Consider the following 16,682-nt stretch of genomic DNA (forward strand, 5'->3'; position numbering starts at 1 on the left):
GATTATGAGTGCAAAAGAAATTTTAACGGAGCGTTCACGACAAGAGATCGATAAATGGTTGAAGCATTTCCCAGAAGATCGTAAACAGTCTGCGCTTTTAGCTGCTTTAAGAGAAGTTCAGCATGATAATAATGGATATTTAACAACAGAATTGATGGATGGCATTGCCGAATACTTGGAAATTCCGCCAATCGCTGTTTATGAAGTTGCGACATTCTACTCAATGTATGAAACGAAACCTTGTGGTCGTAACTCAATTTCGATCTGCACTAACATCTCTTGTATGTTACGTGGTGGCGAGAAGATTCTTGCACACGTTGAAGGTAAGCTTGGCATTAAAGCAGGCGAATCGACAGAAGATGGTGTTTTCTACTTGAAGAAAGAAGAAGAGTGCCTGGCAGCTTGTAGTTATGCGCCAGCGATGCAGATCAATCATGTCTATTATGAAAATATCACGATCGAAAAGATCGATGAAATATTGGATGCAATTGCAGCAAGTGCAGAGAAAGGTGAACACTGATGATGAATCAAGTTTGTTATTTTACACTTGGTCATGATGAGCCGTGGTCATTAGCAACCTACGAAAAGTTAGGTGGTTATGACGCATGGCGCCGTATTCTCAACGGTGAATTAAGTCGTGATGAAGTGATTGATATGGTGAAAGCCTCTGGGCTTCGTGGTCGTGGTGGTGCAGGCTTCCCAACAGGTGTGAAATGGAGTTTCATGCCAAAAGGTGAAGGCATCACACGTTACTTAGTTTGTAACTCGGATGAATCTGAGCCAGGCACTTGTAAAGATCGTGATATTTTACGCTTTAACCCACATGCTTTGGTTGAAGGTATGGCGATCGCAAGTTATGCAATGAATGCGCGTCATTCATATAACTATATGCGTGGTGAGTTCTTGGATGAGCCAGCAATTCGCTTCCAAAATGCATTAGATGAAGCATATGCAGCAGGATTACTCGGCGAAAATATCAAAGGCACAGGCATTTCTGTGGATATTCACCCTGCAATTGGTGCAGGTGCTTATATCTGCGGTGAAGAAACAGCATTGTTAGAATCATTGGAAGGTAAAAAAGGCCAGCCACGATTCAAGCCACCATTCCCTGCAGCTGTGGGTTTATATGGCAAACCAACAACGATCAATAATACTGAATCATTATCGTCAGTTGGCCGTATTATTCGTAATGGTCCTGAATGGTTCTCTGGTTTAGGTATTCCAGGTGCTGGTGGTCAAAAGCTATTTGCAGTTTCTGGTCATGTTGAAAAACCAGGCAACTATGAAATCAATATGGGCACATCTTTTGCTGATTTATTGGCATTATCAGGTGGTGTTTGGAAAGGCCGTAAATTAAAAGCTGTGATTCCAGGCGGATCATCTGTACCTGTTGTTCCAGGTGATTTGATGATGCAAGCAAATATGGATTATGACTCAATTGCTAAAGTCACAGGTTCAATGTTAGGTTCTGGCGCTGTGATCGTGATGGATGAAACAACAGATATGGTTAAAGCATTGCGTTGCTTATCTCGTTTCTATTTCAGCGAATCATGTGGTCAATGTACACCATGTCGTGAAGGTACAGGTTGGTTATATCGTGTTCTTGATCGTATTTTGCAAGGCAAAGGCGTTCCTGAAGATTTGGAACGTTTAGAGCATATTGCAAATAACATCGGTGGACGTACGATCTGTGCACTTGGGGATGCAGCAGCAATGCCAGTGTTGAGTTTCATCAAACACTTTGGTCATGAGTTTGCATATTATATTGAACATGGTAGATCTATGGTTGAAGGAGCGAATAATGACTGATAAGCAGATGCTCTCTATCGAAATAGATGGCAAAAAATATGATGTAGAAGCAGGGCGCTCTGTGATTGAAATCGCAGATGAAGTTGGTGTGCCAATTCCTCGTTTCTGTTATCACGATAAATTGTCTATCGCTGCAAGTTGCCGTATGTGTTTGGTGGACATTGAAAGAATGCCAAAACCAATGCCAGCGTGTGCGACTCAAGTTTCTGATGGCATGATCATTCGCACACGCAATGAAAAAGCGCGTGCAGCACAGAAATCTGTGATGGAATTTTTATTGATTAACCATCCTTTAGATTGCCCTGTGTGTGATCAAGGTGGTGAATGTGAATTACAAGACAACTCAGTAGGTTTCGGTAGCCAACATTCAATGTACATCGATGAAAAGCGCCATTACGAAAAAATCGATATTGGCCCATTAGTAGAAACATTCATGAATCGCTGTATTCAATGTACACGTTGTGTGCGTTATGGCGAAGAAGTTGCAGGCTTACGTGAATTGGGTGGCGTAGATCGTGGTGATCGTTTAGAGATCACAACTTATGTGAAACACTCATTATCATCAGAAGTTTCAGGCAACATTATTGATTTGTGTCCAGTCGGTGCTTTGACAGCAAAACCTTCTAAATTCCAAGCAAGACCTTGGGAATACAAAAAGAATGATTCTGTAAGCATTCATGATGGTCTAGGTACAAATACTTCAATTCATACATTGCGTGGCAAAGTTGCTCGTGTGGTTTCACGTGAAAATGAAGCAATCAATCAAGTTTGGATCTCAGATCGTGATCGTTTCAGCTATGAAGCAAACTTCAGCGTTGATCGTGCGAAATCACCAATGATCATGAATGAGAAGAAAGCATTAGAGCAAGTGGATTGGATCAACGGCTTGAAAGCAACTCGTATGGCAATTGAAGGTGCTGTACAGAAATTGGGTGCGGATCAAGTGGGTATCTTTGTTTCACCATCTGCAACAGTTGAAGAGCAGTTCTTAACGAAGCAATTGGCTGATCAATTAGGTATCAAAAAAATTGATTCACGCTTTAGACAAGTGGATTTCAGCAGTGATTCAGTTGAACCTACATTCCGTTCACTTGGCGTTGCGATTAAAGATGTGAAATCTTTAGATTCCATTTTCTTAGTGGGCGCTGATCCAAGAATGGAAGTGCCAGTATTGGCAATCGACATTCGTGAAGCTGTGAAAAACGGTGCGAAAGTTGCATTGTTGAACACTTACGATACTGATCAATTGCATCCGACAGAAGCAGTAATTGCGGCACCGAATCAATGGGTGAACGTGCTAGCTAATGTATTGGCAGCTATTTCTCAGAAGATGCAAAAAACTGTTGCGCCTGAATTGGCGAGCATTGTTGAAAAAGCAAGCAGTGATGCGAGATCAATTGAGATCGCAAACATGTTTGGCAATGACAATAAGCAGTGGATTGTATTAGGTAAAGATGCTGTATCTAATCCTGACTTTTCAGTGATTCGTGCTCTTTGCCAAAATATTGCAGAGATTTCTAATGGTGCATTTGGCTACATCGCAGAAGGTGCGAATATGTCAGGCGCTTCATTGATGGGTGTTGCGAAAGGCAATACACATGCAATGATCGAAAATCCATTGAAAGCTTATATCTTAGTAGGGGCGATTGATCCTGAACATGATTTCATTGAGCGTAAAGCTGTAATGAAAGCGTTGAAGCAAGCGGAATTGGTTGTGGCGATGACACCATTTGTTTCTGAAGCATTGCGTGATGTGGCAACGATCATTTTGCCAGCAGCAGCTTGGGGCGAAACGGATGGTAGCTTGATGAACTTAGAAGGCAAATTGCAAACTGTGAAAGCAGCAGCAGAGCCAAGTTTTGAATCTAAGCCATTATGGAAAATCTTGCGTGTATTGGGTAACGAATTTGAGTTCTCAGGTTTTGATTATGTTCATTGTTCAGATGTATTGGCAAAATGTGCAAATCAATTAGCAACAAATGCTCATACAAACTTCATGTCATACGCAAAAGATTTGAATTGGAAAGCAGCAGAACAAACAGGATTAGTTGCTGTACCAATGGAATCCATCTATTCAACGGATGCTTATGTGCGCCGTGCACCAGCATTACAAGCAACACCATTGGCAGCGCGCAAGCGTGTTGTGGGTAATGAAGCAGTGAATCAAACACAATGGGTTTTGGAAGGTCAAGAATTCAATGTGCGTTCAACAGCGAAGATGGCGGCCAACTGCTTAAGAATCCCAAGGGAGTTTGGTTTAATGATTGATTATTATGAAGCGATCGAGGGGTAAATAATGGAAATTATTAAAGCAATTATTTTTTACCCTCTCGTTTGGGCGCTTTTGAAAACATTGGCGGTTGTTTTGCCAGTGGTGATTGCGGTTGCATATATGACATATGCAGAACGCCGTGTTTTGGCAGTAATGCATACACGTTTAGGTCCAAACCGTGTCGGTCCATTTGGTTTACTACAGCCATTTGCTGACTTAATCAAAATGATCTTTAAAGAGTGGGTGATTCCATCTGCTGCGAATAAAGTATTTTTCGTATTGTCACCAATCATCATCGTAACGACAGCTTTTGCTGCATGGGCAGTTGTACCATTTGGTGATGGTTTAGTGGGCGCGAATATTGATGCAGGCATCATGTACATTTTGGCGATGACATCGTTGGGTGTTTACGCAATCATCATTGCAGGTTGGGCTTCTAACTCTAAATATGCGATGTTGAGTGCGATCCGAAGCGGTGCACAGGTGATATCTTATGAATTAGCAATGGGCTTTGCATTGATTACTGTGATCATGTTGGCAGGCTCGTTGAACTTAACGAAGATTGTAGAAGGGCAACAAGGCATGAGTATTTTGAGATGGTATTTCATCCCATTGTTCCCAATGGCTGTGTTGTACTTTATCGCAGGTGTTGCTGAAACAAACCGTGCACCATTCGACTTAGTTGAAGGTGAATCTGAAATCGTTGCAGGTTTCCACGTTGAGTATTCAGGTACAGGCTTTGCATGCTTCTTCTTAGCAGAATATGCAAATATGATCTTAGTTTCAGCGTTGGCATCACTATTATTCTTCGGTGGCTGGTTATCACCATTTACAGGTATTCCTGGTTTGGAAAGTATTCCTGTGATTGGCCAAGATGGCATTTTCTGGATGTTAGTGAAAATGGCATTCTTCCTTTTCACATACATTTGGTTGAGAGCAACATTCCCGCGCTACCGTTATGATCAGATCATGCGGTTGGGTTGGAAAGTTTTCATCCCATTGTCCATCGGTTGGATTTTCTTTGTGATCGTGTTGTACGCGCTCGGTATTAACTATTGGTTTCAATAGAGTAGGAATTAGCAATGTTTAAGAAATTAAAATCTATCTATGCAACCTTCTCTTTACTAGAATTAAGAAAAGGCTTAGCGATAACATTTCGCTATATGTTTCGTCCTAAGATAACGATCAGTTATCCTGAGGAAAAAACTCCACAATCTCCACGTTTCAGAGGCTTACACGCATTGCGCCGTTATCCAAATGGGGAAGAGCGTTGTATCGCATGTAAATTGTGTGAATCAGCATGTCCGGCACAAGCAATCAACATTGAATCAGATGAACGTGCAGATGGCACTCGCCGTACAACACGTTACGACATTGATCTATTCAAATGCGTATTCTGTGGTTTGTGTGAAGAGGCTTGTCCTGTTGATTCAATCGTATTAACACGTACTTTTGATTACCACATGGAAACAAAAGGTGACAATATTATGTGTAAAGAAAAACTATTAGCACTTGGGGATCGTTTAGAACCTCAAATCGCTAAGGATCGCGCAGCAGACGCGAAATTTCGCTAAGGAGGCTGCAGAATGTTATTAAAAATATTATTTTATGTATTCTCTTTGATCCTACTTTACGCAGCAGTGCGTGTGATTACAGCACGTAACCCTGTGACAGCAGTGATGCACTTGATTCTATGCTTTGTGACAACAGCAGCATTGTGGATGTTGATTCAAGCTGAATTCTTAGGCTTAGCACTTGTAGTGATCTACGTGGGTGCTGTGATGGTTCTCTTCCTCTTCGTTGTGATGATGATCGACGTTTCTACTGAATTAGTGAAACAAGGCTTCATTAAATACTTGCCACTTGGCATCGTATTGACGTTGATTATGATCGTAGAAATGGGCATGGTTCTAGTGGGTAAGCAATCAGTGTTCTCAGAAACTCATCCATATGCTGTGGAAGTTGTTTCATCAGCAGTTTCAGCGAGCTACAGCAATACAGCAAACTTGGGTATGTATCTATATACACACTACATTTATGCATTTGAAATTGTGGCATTGATCTTATTGGTGGGAATGATCGCAGCGATCAGCTTGACGATTCGTCCACGCCGTAGTTACACAAGATATATGCCTGTGAGCGAGCAGTTAAAAGCTAGACCAGAAGAAAGATTAAAAGTGGTGAAATTGGATGCATCTCAGTGGGAAGCTTTGCCAGTTGAAACACCAACAGCTGAGAAAGGGGAGGGCTAAGCATGCAACTATTGGCAACAGATTATATTATGCTGGCCAGTGCAGTATTCTGTATTGGTATGGCAGGCATTTTCATTAACCGTAAAAACATCGTTGTCTTATTGATGTCGATCGAGTTGATGTTATTAGCTTCCAACATCTTGTTTGTGGCATTTTCTAAGTTCTCAGGTAATTTCTTAGTACCATCTTCAGAAGATCCAGCAGGGCAAGTTTTTGTTTTCTTTGTATTAGCGGTTGCAGCTGCGGAAGTGGCGATTGGTTTAGCAATCTTGATTCAAGTTTATAGAAAACGTCAAACCATCAATGTCGATGAAATGGATGAGTTAAAAGGATAATACTATGAAGACTATCTATTTATTAATCGCATTTTTACCTTTGATTGGTGCTGCACTTGCTGGGTTAATGTGCCGCATTATTTCTAATAAAGTTGCGCATACTATTACAATTGGCTTGGTGGCTGTATCAGCAGCGTTGTCAGCATATACTTTATATGTGCATGCAACAGGCGCTGTGCCAACATTCAATGGCAATGTTTACGAATGGATGAGCGTTGGCTCGATTTCAGTGGCTGTGGGTTTCCTTGTGGATAACTTAACAGCGATGATGCTTGTGGTTGTCACGTTTGTATCGTTGATGGTTCACATCTATTCAATCGGCTATATGAAGGGCGATGAAGGTTACAATCGTTTCTTCAGCTACATTTCATTGTTCACATTCTCAATGTTGATGTTAGTGATGTCGAATAACTTAATGCAACTCTTCTTCGGTTGGGAAGCAGTAGGTTTAGTGTCATATCTATTGATCGGTTTCTGGTTCAAGCGCCCAACAGCAACTTATGCAAATATGAAAGCATTCGTTGTGAATCGTGTGGGTGACTTCGGTTTCATCGTAGGTATTGCGAGCTTGGTATATCTAACTGGCAACTTACATTACGATGATATCTTTAGTTCAGTGAGTGCAAACCCTGGTTTGTTGTCACAAACTTGGAGCTTCTTAGGCACAGAGTGGAATGTATTAACATTTGCAGCGATCTTCTTATTCATTGGTGCAATGGGTAAATCAGCACAAGTTCCATTACATGTTTGGTTACCAGATTCAATGGAAGGCCCAACACCAATCTCTGCATTGATTCACGCAGCGACAATGGTTACAGCGGGTATCTTCATGGTTTCTCGTTTATCACCAATCTTTGAGTTATCAGATGCAGCATTATCATTCATTATGATCATTGGTGCGATCACTGCATTGTTTATGGGTATTTTGGGTATCTTCCAAAATGACATTAAGCGTGTGGTTGCATATTCAACGTTATCTCAATTGGGCTATATGACAGTTGCATTGGGTGCATCAGCATACTCAGCAGCAGTATTTCACTTGATGACTCACGCATTCTTTAAAGCATTATTGTTCTTGGCAGCAGGTTCTGTGATCATTGGTATGCACCATGAACAAGATATGCGTTTTATGGGCGGTTTACGTAAGAAGATGCCAATCACATGGTTAACATGTTTGATCGGTACATTGGCATTGATTGGCACGCCATTCTTCTCAGGTTACTTCTCAAAAGATGCAATCATTTTAGCAGTAGGCAATAGCAATATCTTTGGTAGTGGCTTTGCATATTTCGCAGTGATTGCGAGTGTGTTTATTACTGCATTGTATTCATTAAGATTATATTTCTTAGTGTTCCACGGTAAAGCACGCTATAAAGTTGATCCAACATTGGATGAACATGATCACAAACAAGGTTTCTTGGCACATGAGCCACATGAATCGCCATTAGTTGTGACTGGTCCATTAATTTTGTTAGCAATTCCATCATTATTAGTGGGTATGTTTGTTGCTGGTGATTTCATCACAGGTTCTTTCTTGAAAGATGCAATTACAGTGAGCAGTGCACATGATGCAATGGCTAAAGTAGCTGAAGAGTTCCATGGTGTATTAGCAATGGGCTTACATGGCTTTATTACTTTACCAGTTTGGTTAGCAATTTTCGGTGCGGCAGCTGCTTGGTATATGTACTTGAAAAATCCAGCAGTGGAAGCAAGCTATACAGCAACATTACAGCGTACTGGTTTGATGAAGATCTTTGCTAACAAATACTACTTTGATGATATCAACCAGAAATACATTGCTGATGGTGCTGTATCTTTAGGTAGCTTCTTCTGGAAGAAAGTGGATGATCGCATCATCGATCAAACAGCTGTATATGGTTCTGCTGCTTTAATGTCTAAATTAGGTGGCGTATTTAGAAAACTTCAAACCGGTTATCTCTACCACTCTGCGTCATTAATGGCAGTTGGGTTGGTTGTATTGATGACTTGGGTAATCATTTTTAAATAAGGACATAATGATGAGTATCGAAAATATGCCTTGGTTGAGTTTAGTGATTTGGGTTCCGATCATTACAGGGATTGCAACACTACTAATTGGCGATAAAAATGCTTGCCGTGTAAGAATGTTTGCATTGGCAGCAAGTATTGTGACATTAATCGTGTCATTACCATTGTATGGCGCGTTTAACACAGAAACATACGCAATGCAGTTTGTGGAGCTGAAATCTTGGATTCCAGCGTTGAGCATCAACTATCATTTGGGTGTGGATGGTTTATCTATGCCATTCATCCTATTAACCAGCTTCATGACAGTGATTGTTGTGATTGCAGGTTGGGATGTGATTACGTATAAACGTCACCAATACTTTGGTGCGTTCTTAATCATGGCTGGTTTGATGAACGGTGTGTTTGCAGCAATGGATTCAGTATTGTTCTATGTATTCTTTGAAGCAATGTTGATTCCAATGTTCTTGATCATTGGTATTTGGGGCGGCCCGAATCGTGTTCAAGCAGCATTGAAATTCTTCTTATACACATTCTTAGGTTCAATTTTCTTATTGGTTGCAGTGATCTATTTGTACTTACAGTCAAATGGTCAAACATTTGGTATCGAAGCATTCTCACATTTAGATCTAACATTATCTCAGCAAAAATGGTTGTTGTTGGCATTCTTAGCAGGTTTTGCGGTAAAAGTACCAATGTGGCCAGTTCACACATGGTTGCCTTCAGCTCACGTTGAAGCGCCTACTGGTGGTTCTGTGATTTTGGCGGCAATTACGTTGAAAATCGGTGGTTATGGCTTCTTACGTTTCATGTTGCCAATCGTACCTGAAGGTATCGCATTCTTCGCACCAATGATCATCGCAATGAGCATTATCGCAATCATCTACATCTCATTTGTTGCTTTGGCACAAAAAGATATGAAGAAGTTGATTGCTTATTCTTCAATCGCTCACATGGGTTTTGTGACATTAGGTTTCGTATTGCCAGTTGCATTCACAGATGCACCGTTGGCAGCTAACCAAATGGCAATCCAAGGCGGTATGATGCAGATGATCTCTCATGGTTTCGTATCAGCGGCGATGTTCTTATCCATCGGTGTTTTATATGACAGAGTTCATTCACGTGAAATTGCGGATTACGGCGGTGTGATTAACCGCATGCCAATTTTCGGTGCATTCTTCATCTTCTTTGCAATGGCAAACTCAGGTTTACCAGGTACATCCGGCTTCATCGGTGAGTTCTGGGTATTATTGGCGAGCTTCCATTATGGTATCTACATCACAATTGCAGTGGCAACATCATTGATCTTGAGTGCAGCTTACAACTTATGGTTAACAAAACGCGTAATCTTAGGTGAAGCAGTGCATCAACATGTGAAAGAGTTAAAAGATATCAATTCTCGCGAATATTTCTTGTTAGCAATTTTAGCAATCTTTATTGTTCTATTAGGTGTATGGCCAGCGCCACTCGCCAATGTTATGCAGGCATCAATCGATCACCTCTTAACAAATATTACAATCATTGGTCAGCCATAGAAAGGATTAAATCATTATGAGTAGCGGATTAACTTCAATGGACTTTATTGCAATCTTGCCGGAATTAGTTCTGACAATTGCAGTGATTGGCGTCCTGTTATTGGAATGTTTTAGTAAGCAAAGTCGCATTATGACGATCCATCTTTTCAGCATGGCTTCAATTTTAGTGGCATTTGTTTTGTTGTTAACGATGGTTCCATCAGGATTAGAAAATCAATATTTTTGGAATAGCGAGATCGTTGTGAATAGCACGAATGGGCAACTCAAAAGTGCAATGCTGTTAGTTGTATTATTGGGTTTGATCTACAGCTTCCCAAAGCTATCAGAATCTAACTTAAACCATTCTGAATATTACATTTTGATCCTATTATCAACGATTGGTATGTTGGTATTGGTTTCAGCGAATACATTGTTAATGGTGTATTTAGGTTTAGAGTTAATGTCATTGCCAATGTACGCATTGGTGGCATTCAATCGTAAAGATGGCAAAGCAACAGAAGCTGCGATGAAATATTTCGTGATGGGTGCAATGGCATCAGCGATCTTATTATTCGGTATGGGCTTGTTGTACGGCGTGGGTCAATCGTTGAATTTAGAAACAATTGGCAAAGCAATGGTGGCATTAGCTTCTCAGAACTTTGATCAAAACATCTTAATTTTAACGTTCTCATTAGTATTCATTGTTGTGGGTATTGCATTCAAATTGGGTGCAGCACCTTTCCATTCTTGGGTACCAGATGTGTACGAAGGTGCACCAGCACCAGTTGCAATGTTCATTGGTGCAGCACCAAAGATTGCAGCAATCAGTATGGCTTATTCATTGTTGAAAGTGGCTGGTTATGAAGTGACATTGCAATGGCAGCAAATGTTGGCAATCGTTGCAGTGTTATCATTCATCATCGGTAACTTTGTGGCACTTCGCCAAACGAATTTGCGCCGTATGCTCGGTTATTCAGCAGTATCACATGCAGGTTTTATGTTGTTAGGTTTGTTTGCAGGTAACGATACTGGCATTCCATCTGCTGCATATTTCTATGCGATCACTTATGCATTCACAACAACAGCAGCATTTGGCTTCATTTTGTTGGTGAATAAAGATGGTCAATCGATTCAAAATATTTCTGATTTGAAAGGTTTTGGTCGTCAGCATGGTTACTTAGGTGTATTGATGGCATTGATCATGTTATCAATGGGCGGTATTCCTCCATTTGTTGGCTTCTTTGCAAAATTATTCGTATTGCAAAATGCTTACAATGCAAGTTACGGCTTCTTAGTGATCATTGGTTTATTGGCATCAGTTGTGGGCTTGTTCTACTACTTACGCGTTATCAAAGTAATGTTCTTTGATCAACAAGATGACAATGCAAATATCTCCATTACAAATTGCATCGGTTCACGTACAATTTTCTCTGTAAATGTGTTCTTGATTGTATTGTTGGGTTTAGTACCAACATTGATTATGTAATAAAGGGAAAGAGATGATGAAGATTGGTTTAGTATCTGTGAGTGACCGCGCGAGCCAAGGCGTTTATCAAGATGAAGGCATTCCTTCTTTGAAAGCTTGGTTAGCAAAAACAATCACAACACCTGTTGAGTTTGTGGAAGCGCTCATTCCAGATACACAATCTGAAATCGAAGCAACATTGATTCGATTAGTAGACAATGAAAACTGTTCTTTAGTATTAACAACAGGTGGAACAGGACCAGCGATTCGTGATGTAACACCAGAAGCGACATTGGCTGTAGGTACAAAGGAAATGCCAGGATTTGGTGAGCAAATGCGCCAAATTAGCTTGTATTATGTACCAACGGCGATTTTATCTCGCCAAGTTGCAGTGATTCGTAATCAAGCTTTAATTGTGAATTTGCCTGGTCGCCCTAAAGCGATTGAAGAAACATTGGGCGGCGTTCTTGGTGAAGACAATGAAGTAATTGTGCACGGTATTTTCTCAGCGATTCCCTATTGTTTAGATTTGATTGGCGCACCTTTCATTGAAACTGATGAATCTATTTGTAAGGCTTTTCGTCCGAAAAAGAAATAAATGATCGAATTATTCAAACAAATTGAATGGAATAATGCTCTCCTTATTTTGATAGGGGGAGCTTTTCTTTTAGGGATTGGGCTAATGGCGATCATTGGCTCGATGAAGCAAACTCGTTTGCGTGCGGAGCATGATTATTTGCAGGATGCTCATCATCAATTGCAAAGTACAAATCATGATCTCATANTGCTCTCCTTATTTTGATAGGGGGAGCTTTTCTTTTAGGGATTGGGCTAATGGCGATCATTGGCTCGATGAAGCAAACTCGTTTGCGTGCGGAGCATGATTATTTGCAGGATGCTCATCATCAATTGCAAAGTACAAATCATGATCTCATACAAGAATTAAAGCAGAGCCAAATCCAAGCACATGCGCACGAAACTAATTTGGCGCGAGCGGTTGCCAATATTCAAGCGGCGAAAGAACATATTGAAGATTTAAGAAGCCGCTTACAAAAGTTTGAGCAATTGATGCTGACCAAAGAGAGTGAAATCAGAAATCTCTTTGAAAAGAATCAGCAGTTGGAATTAGATGCTACAAAAATCTACACTTATGTGGAAGAGCGTGAAGCATTCTTTGATTCACAAATTTTGCAGTTACAAGAAAATAAAGTGGCATTGAGCCAAGAATTTGAAAACTTAGCCAACAAAATTTTTGAAGAGAAAGGCAAAATTTTTAAAGAGCACAATCAAGCAGGATTGGAATCTCTATTGCAACCTTTCAAAGAACAAATTGAAGGATTCCAAAAGCGTGTGAATGAAGTGCACACAGAATCCAGTAAAGATCATTCCACACTGAATGCAGAAATTCGTAAAGTGATGGAAATTGGTTTAGCTATGAGCGAAGAAGCGAATAACTTGGCCTCAGCATTAAAAGGTGATTCACAAAAACGTGGTGCTTGGGGCGAAGCACAGTTGCGTAAAACATTAGAATTGAGTGGATTGATGAAAGATGCTCACTTTGAAATTCAAACGAGTTTCCGTGATCAAGAAGGTAAACAGAAAATCACTGATTTCTTGATCAATTTACCCGATGGAAAACATATTATGATTGATAGTAAAGTTTCCTTAAATGCATTTGAGCGTGCAATGTCCGCGGAAGATGATTTGGATTTTGAACGTGCAATGAAAGAGCATGTGAATGCAGTGAAGCGTCACATTGAAGATTTATCACGTAAGGATTACAGCAGTTTATCTGGCGTTCATAGCCCGAATTTTGTGTTGATGTTTATGCCGATTGAATCTGCTTACATTGAGGTTTTGAAGTATCAGCCTGAAGTTTATGATTATGGTTATCAGAAAAATGTGATTCTGGTTTCCCATACAACATTGATGCCAATTTTACGAACCATTTCCAATTTATGGATGATAGAGCATAGCACAGCGGAAGCGAGAGAAATCAGTGAACGTGCAGGAGAAATTTATAATCAAGTGTGCACAATTGCGGAGCGATTACAAAAACTTGGTGGTTCATTGAATACAGTGAGCATGCATTATAATGGCACAGTCACAGCTTTGGTTGGGCAACAAGGTTTGTATGGTAAGGTGGAACGATTCAACCAACTATCCGCCAAAGCTCATAAAGAGATGCCTAAAGTTGAAGCAATTTATCCCGATCATCAAATTGAGCGTTTAATTAATATCAAAGAAGCATGATTGAAATAGCAGTTTAGTAATTCTTAGCCTACAATACACAGATTGCTACATATTTTTCTTGTTAAGGATTTTTCATGGATATCGTTATTCTCTTTGCCCCAAATTTTCCTGAGCTGGCAGAGCAGTTTGCTTCATTAAATGCTCAGAAGTTAACAGTGATCGAGCAAGATCACGATATCTATCCTTTAGTTGAAAAACACAAATTAGTCAGTGTTTCATATGAAACATGGGACTTTGTGTGCATGAATATCGAGAGCTGTTTTGATGATAACTTTGCACAAAATCTGAAAAAACTCTCTAAAAATCAAGAATTATATATGTTTGCTGTGAATGATTCCGTGAATGGTTTGTGGTTTGAGCAATATAAAAATGGCCAATTATCACGTCATTGGATGGAAGTGGATTTAGAAATTGAAGGTAATATGGGCGAATATTTGCCTGCTGAACATGCTCTAAATTATCCTTTCATTGATGAGCCTTACGAAGATGTTGGCCAAGAGTTATTCTACGAAATGATCTTTGAGATCACAGGCTTTGATATCACAGAAACATTCTAATATGTCATTCAATTTAGATCAGAAAGAATTTTTCATTCTTTTAGAAAACACTAAATCTACAGAACATGATGCATTTTTATTTGAAAATCCTGTGGCAGAGATCATTTGCCGCAAGGGTGAAGACTTGCGTGCTTGTTTTCAAAAGATTGATGAGTTAAGACAAACAGGGCATTACATTAGCGGTTATGTGAGCTATGNAAGTGGATTTAGAAATTGAAGGTAATATGGGCGAATATTTGCCTGCTGAACATGCTCTAAATTATCCTTTCATTGATGAGCCTTACGAAGATGTTGGCCAAGAGTTATTCTACGAAATGATCTTTGAGATCACAGGCTTTGATATCACAGAAACATTCTAATATGTCATTCAATTTAGATCAGAAAGAATTTTTCATTCTTTTAGAAAACACTAAATCTACAGAACATGATGCATTTTTATTTGAAAATCCTGTGGCAGAGATCATTTGCCGCAAGGGTGAAGACTTGCGTGCTTGTTTTCAAAAGATTGATGAGTTAAGACAAACAGGGCATTACATTAGCGGTTATGTGAGCTATGAAGCAGGTTATTATTTGGTGGATAAGAATGATTTTAAAATTATTTACCAAAATAATGAGGATGCTATTTTATTGCATCTCTATGCTTTCAAAAATGTGATAAAAATCCCACAAGCCAACTTGAATGATTATTTTAGTCAATTAAATGTAGGTGGAATTGCTTTAAATAACCTCTCATTTGGTTTGAGTAAAGCTGAATATGCGAAGGGTTTTGAAACCATTCAACAGAATATTAAAGATGGTAATACTTACCAAATCAACTTTACGACAAAGTTCCATTTTGATTGTGTAGGCAGTGATTTATCGTTGTATCAAGCATTGCGTGCACGCCAAAAAGTGGAGTTTGGTGCATTTTTAAAATTCCCTGAACATTCTGTATTATCCATTTCACCTGAACTATTTTTTAAGAAAACAGGGCAATACATCGAATCCAAACCCATGAAAGGTACATTTCCACGTGCTAAAGATCCCATAGAGGATCAAGCCATTGTGGATTTCATGCGTCAAGATGAAAAAACATTGTCTGAAAATGTGATGATTGTGGATTTAATCCGCAATGATATTAGCCGAATCACACAACCTGGCTCAGTTGCTGTTAAAAATCTATTTGAAATTCAAAGCTACGAAACTGTACATCAGATGATTTCTACAGTGACAGGTAAAGTTGATGAGACAATTTCTGTAGAAGAGATTTTCACTAATTTATTTCCTTGTGGCTCGATTACTGGTGCGCCTAAAATCAGCACAATGACAATAATTGAGCAAATCGAGAAAGCACCGCGAGGAATTTATACAGGTGCGATTGGTTATATTACGCCAGAAAATGATATGTGCTTCAATGTACCAATTCGTACAGCGATTTTACAAAAAGATGGCAGTGCAGAATTGGGTGTGGGTGGTGGCATTATTCATGGTTCAGTGTGCGAAGATGAATACAATGAATGTCTATTGAAGGCGAAATTTTTAACATCAGTGCAGAACTATCAATTAATAGAATCCATGCTGTGGGAAGCGAAAGCACAACAATTATTGCGATTGGATCAGCATATTGCACGCTTAACTGAATCAGCACAAGCTTTGAGCTTTCAATGTGATATTTCAGAACTTATGCAGAAATTGTGCACTTTCACTGAATTAAAGATTCAGCAAGATTCTAAACTCCGCATATTATTACATCGTGATGGGCAATTGGAAATCTCGCACTCTGTGCTTGAAACACCGAATGATGAAGTAAAGTACATTATGCTGAGTGAGCATAAAATTGATGCCAATAATATTTTGCTAAAATATAAAACTACAGAACGTAGCTTGTATGAGGCTGAGTTTCAAAAGGTAGCAGATCAGAATTGTTACGATGTGCTTTTCATAAATACCAATAATGAAATCACAGAATGCTCGCGCCATAATATTTTTATTGAGAAAGCAGGGCAATGGTTTACGCCACCAATAGAATCTGGCTTATTGGGTGGCGTGAAAAGAGCAGAATTAATAGCTGAATTGAAAGAAAAGTGCACAGTACAAGCCTTAACTTTGGATGATGTTCTAAAAGCTGATCGTATTTTTGTGACCAATTCTGTTCGTGGTTTAGTGGAGGTAAAATTATGGATAATGTAAGATTTTTATATGTTAATATTATATAAATTAATATTTAATTTAAATAGAGGAT

Annotated in this window: 15 protein-coding genes; all 15 read left to right on the plus strand. The window is 39.5% G+C overall.

The window, feature by feature from the left end:
- Nucleotides 1–4: 4 nt before the first annotated feature.
- The 15 genes from BZK16_RS09795 (at nucleotide 5) to pabB (ending at nucleotide 16,630) form a co-directional block, all read left to right on the plus strand.
- Nucleotides 5–520 (plus strand): NADH-quinone oxidoreductase subunit NuoE family protein, encoded by a 516-nt coding sequence (locus tag BZK16_RS09795; protein ID WP_077928702.1) that lies wholly within the window; start codon nucleotides 5–7, stop codon nucleotides 518–520.
- The gene (nuoF, locus tag BZK16_RS09800) at nucleotides 520–1,809 is read left to right on the plus strand and encodes an NADH-quinone oxidoreductase subunit NuoF (protein ID WP_077928703.1); all 1,290 of its coding nucleotides are present in this window, start codon (nucleotides 520–522) and stop codon (nucleotides 1,807–1,809) included. Before BZK16_RS09795 ends, nuoF begins: the two co-directional genes overlap by 1 nt.
- Nucleotides 1,802–4,102, plus strand: coding sequence for an NADH-quinone oxidoreductase subunit NuoG (nuoG, locus tag BZK16_RS09805; protein ID WP_077928704.1), 2,301 nt, complete (start codon nucleotides 1,802–1,804; stop codon nucleotides 4,100–4,102). The genes nuoF and nuoG overlap by 8 nt, the downstream gene beginning before the upstream one ends.
- 3 nt (nucleotides 4,103–4,105) lie before the next feature.
- Nucleotides 4,106–5,149, plus strand: coding sequence for an NADH-quinone oxidoreductase subunit NuoH (nuoH, locus tag BZK16_RS09810; protein WP_077928705.1), 1,044 nt, complete (start codon nucleotides 4,106–4,108; stop codon nucleotides 5,147–5,149).
- Between the two features lie 14 nt (nucleotides 5,150–5,163).
- Complete coding sequence (gene nuoI / locus BZK16_RS09815) at nucleotides 5,164–5,655, plus strand: NADH-quinone oxidoreductase subunit NuoI (RefSeq protein WP_077926302.1); 492 nt, start codon at nucleotides 5,164–5,166, stop codon at nucleotides 5,653–5,655.
- Between the two features lie 12 nt (nucleotides 5,656–5,667).
- Nucleotides 5,668–6,333, plus strand: a complete 666-nt coding sequence (locus BZK16_RS09820) for an NADH-quinone oxidoreductase subunit J (protein WP_077928706.1) — start codon at nucleotides 5,668–5,670, stop codon at nucleotides 6,331–6,333.
- Nucleotides 6,334–6,335: 2 nt separating this feature from the next.
- Complete coding sequence (gene nuoK, locus BZK16_RS09825; RefSeq protein WP_077928707.1) at nucleotides 6,336–6,668, plus strand: NADH-quinone oxidoreductase subunit NuoK; 333 nt, start codon at nucleotides 6,336–6,338, stop codon at nucleotides 6,666–6,668.
- Between the two features lie 4 nt (nucleotides 6,669–6,672).
- A complete protein-coding gene (gene nuoL, locus BZK16_RS09830; protein WP_077928708.1) occupies nucleotides 6,673–8,676 on the plus strand; it encodes an NADH-quinone oxidoreductase subunit L in 2,004 nt (667 codons plus the stop codon).
- 10 nt (nucleotides 8,677–8,686) lie between these two features.
- Complete coding sequence (locus BZK16_RS09835; RefSeq protein ID WP_077928709.1) at nucleotides 8,687–10,207, plus strand: NADH-quinone oxidoreductase subunit M; 1,521 nt, start codon at nucleotides 8,687–8,689, stop codon at nucleotides 10,205–10,207.
- Between the two features lie 16 nt (nucleotides 10,208–10,223).
- Complete coding sequence (locus BZK16_RS09840) at nucleotides 10,224–11,672, plus strand: NADH-quinone oxidoreductase subunit N (protein WP_233145269.1); 1,449 nt, start codon at nucleotides 10,224–10,226, stop codon at nucleotides 11,670–11,672.
- Between the two features lie 13 nt (nucleotides 11,673–11,685).
- Nucleotides 11,686–12,249 carry a molybdopterin adenylyltransferase gene (gene mog / locus BZK16_RS09845; RefSeq protein ID WP_077928710.1) on the plus strand — a complete coding sequence of 188 codons (564 nt, stop codon included), beginning with the start codon at nucleotides 11,686–11,688 and terminating at the stop codon, nucleotides 12,247–12,249.
- A 236-nt stretch (nucleotides 12,250–12,485) separates the two neighbouring features.
- Nucleotides 12,486–13,904, plus strand: a complete 1,419-nt coding sequence (rmuC, locus tag BZK16_RS09855; protein WP_077928712.1) for a DNA recombination protein RmuC — start codon at nucleotides 12,486–12,488, stop codon at nucleotides 13,902–13,904.
- A gap of 74 nt (nucleotides 13,905–13,978) precedes the next feature.
- A complete protein-coding gene (locus BZK16_RS09860) occupies nucleotides 13,979–14,461 on the plus strand; it encodes a hypothetical protein (RefSeq protein WP_077928713.1) in 483 nt (160 codons plus the stop codon).
- 200 nt (nucleotides 14,462–14,661) lie between these two features.
- Nucleotides 14,662–14,820 (plus strand): hypothetical protein, encoded by a 159-nt coding sequence (locus BZK16_RS14285; RefSeq protein WP_158076842.1) that lies wholly within the window; start codon nucleotides 14,662–14,664, stop codon nucleotides 14,818–14,820.
- Nucleotide 14,821: 1 nt separating this feature from the next.
- A complete protein-coding gene (gene pabB, locus BZK16_RS09870) occupies nucleotides 14,822–16,630 on the plus strand; it encodes an aminodeoxychorismate synthase component I (RefSeq protein WP_077928715.1) in 1,809 nt (602 codons plus the stop codon).
- Nucleotides 16,631–16,682: the final 52 nt, after the last annotated feature.

This window comes from Wohlfahrtiimonas populi (genome assembly GCF_002006795.1).
Lineage (GTDB): Bacteria > Pseudomonadota > Gammaproteobacteria > Cardiobacteriales > Wohlfahrtiimonadaceae > Wohlfahrtiimonas > Wohlfahrtiimonas populi.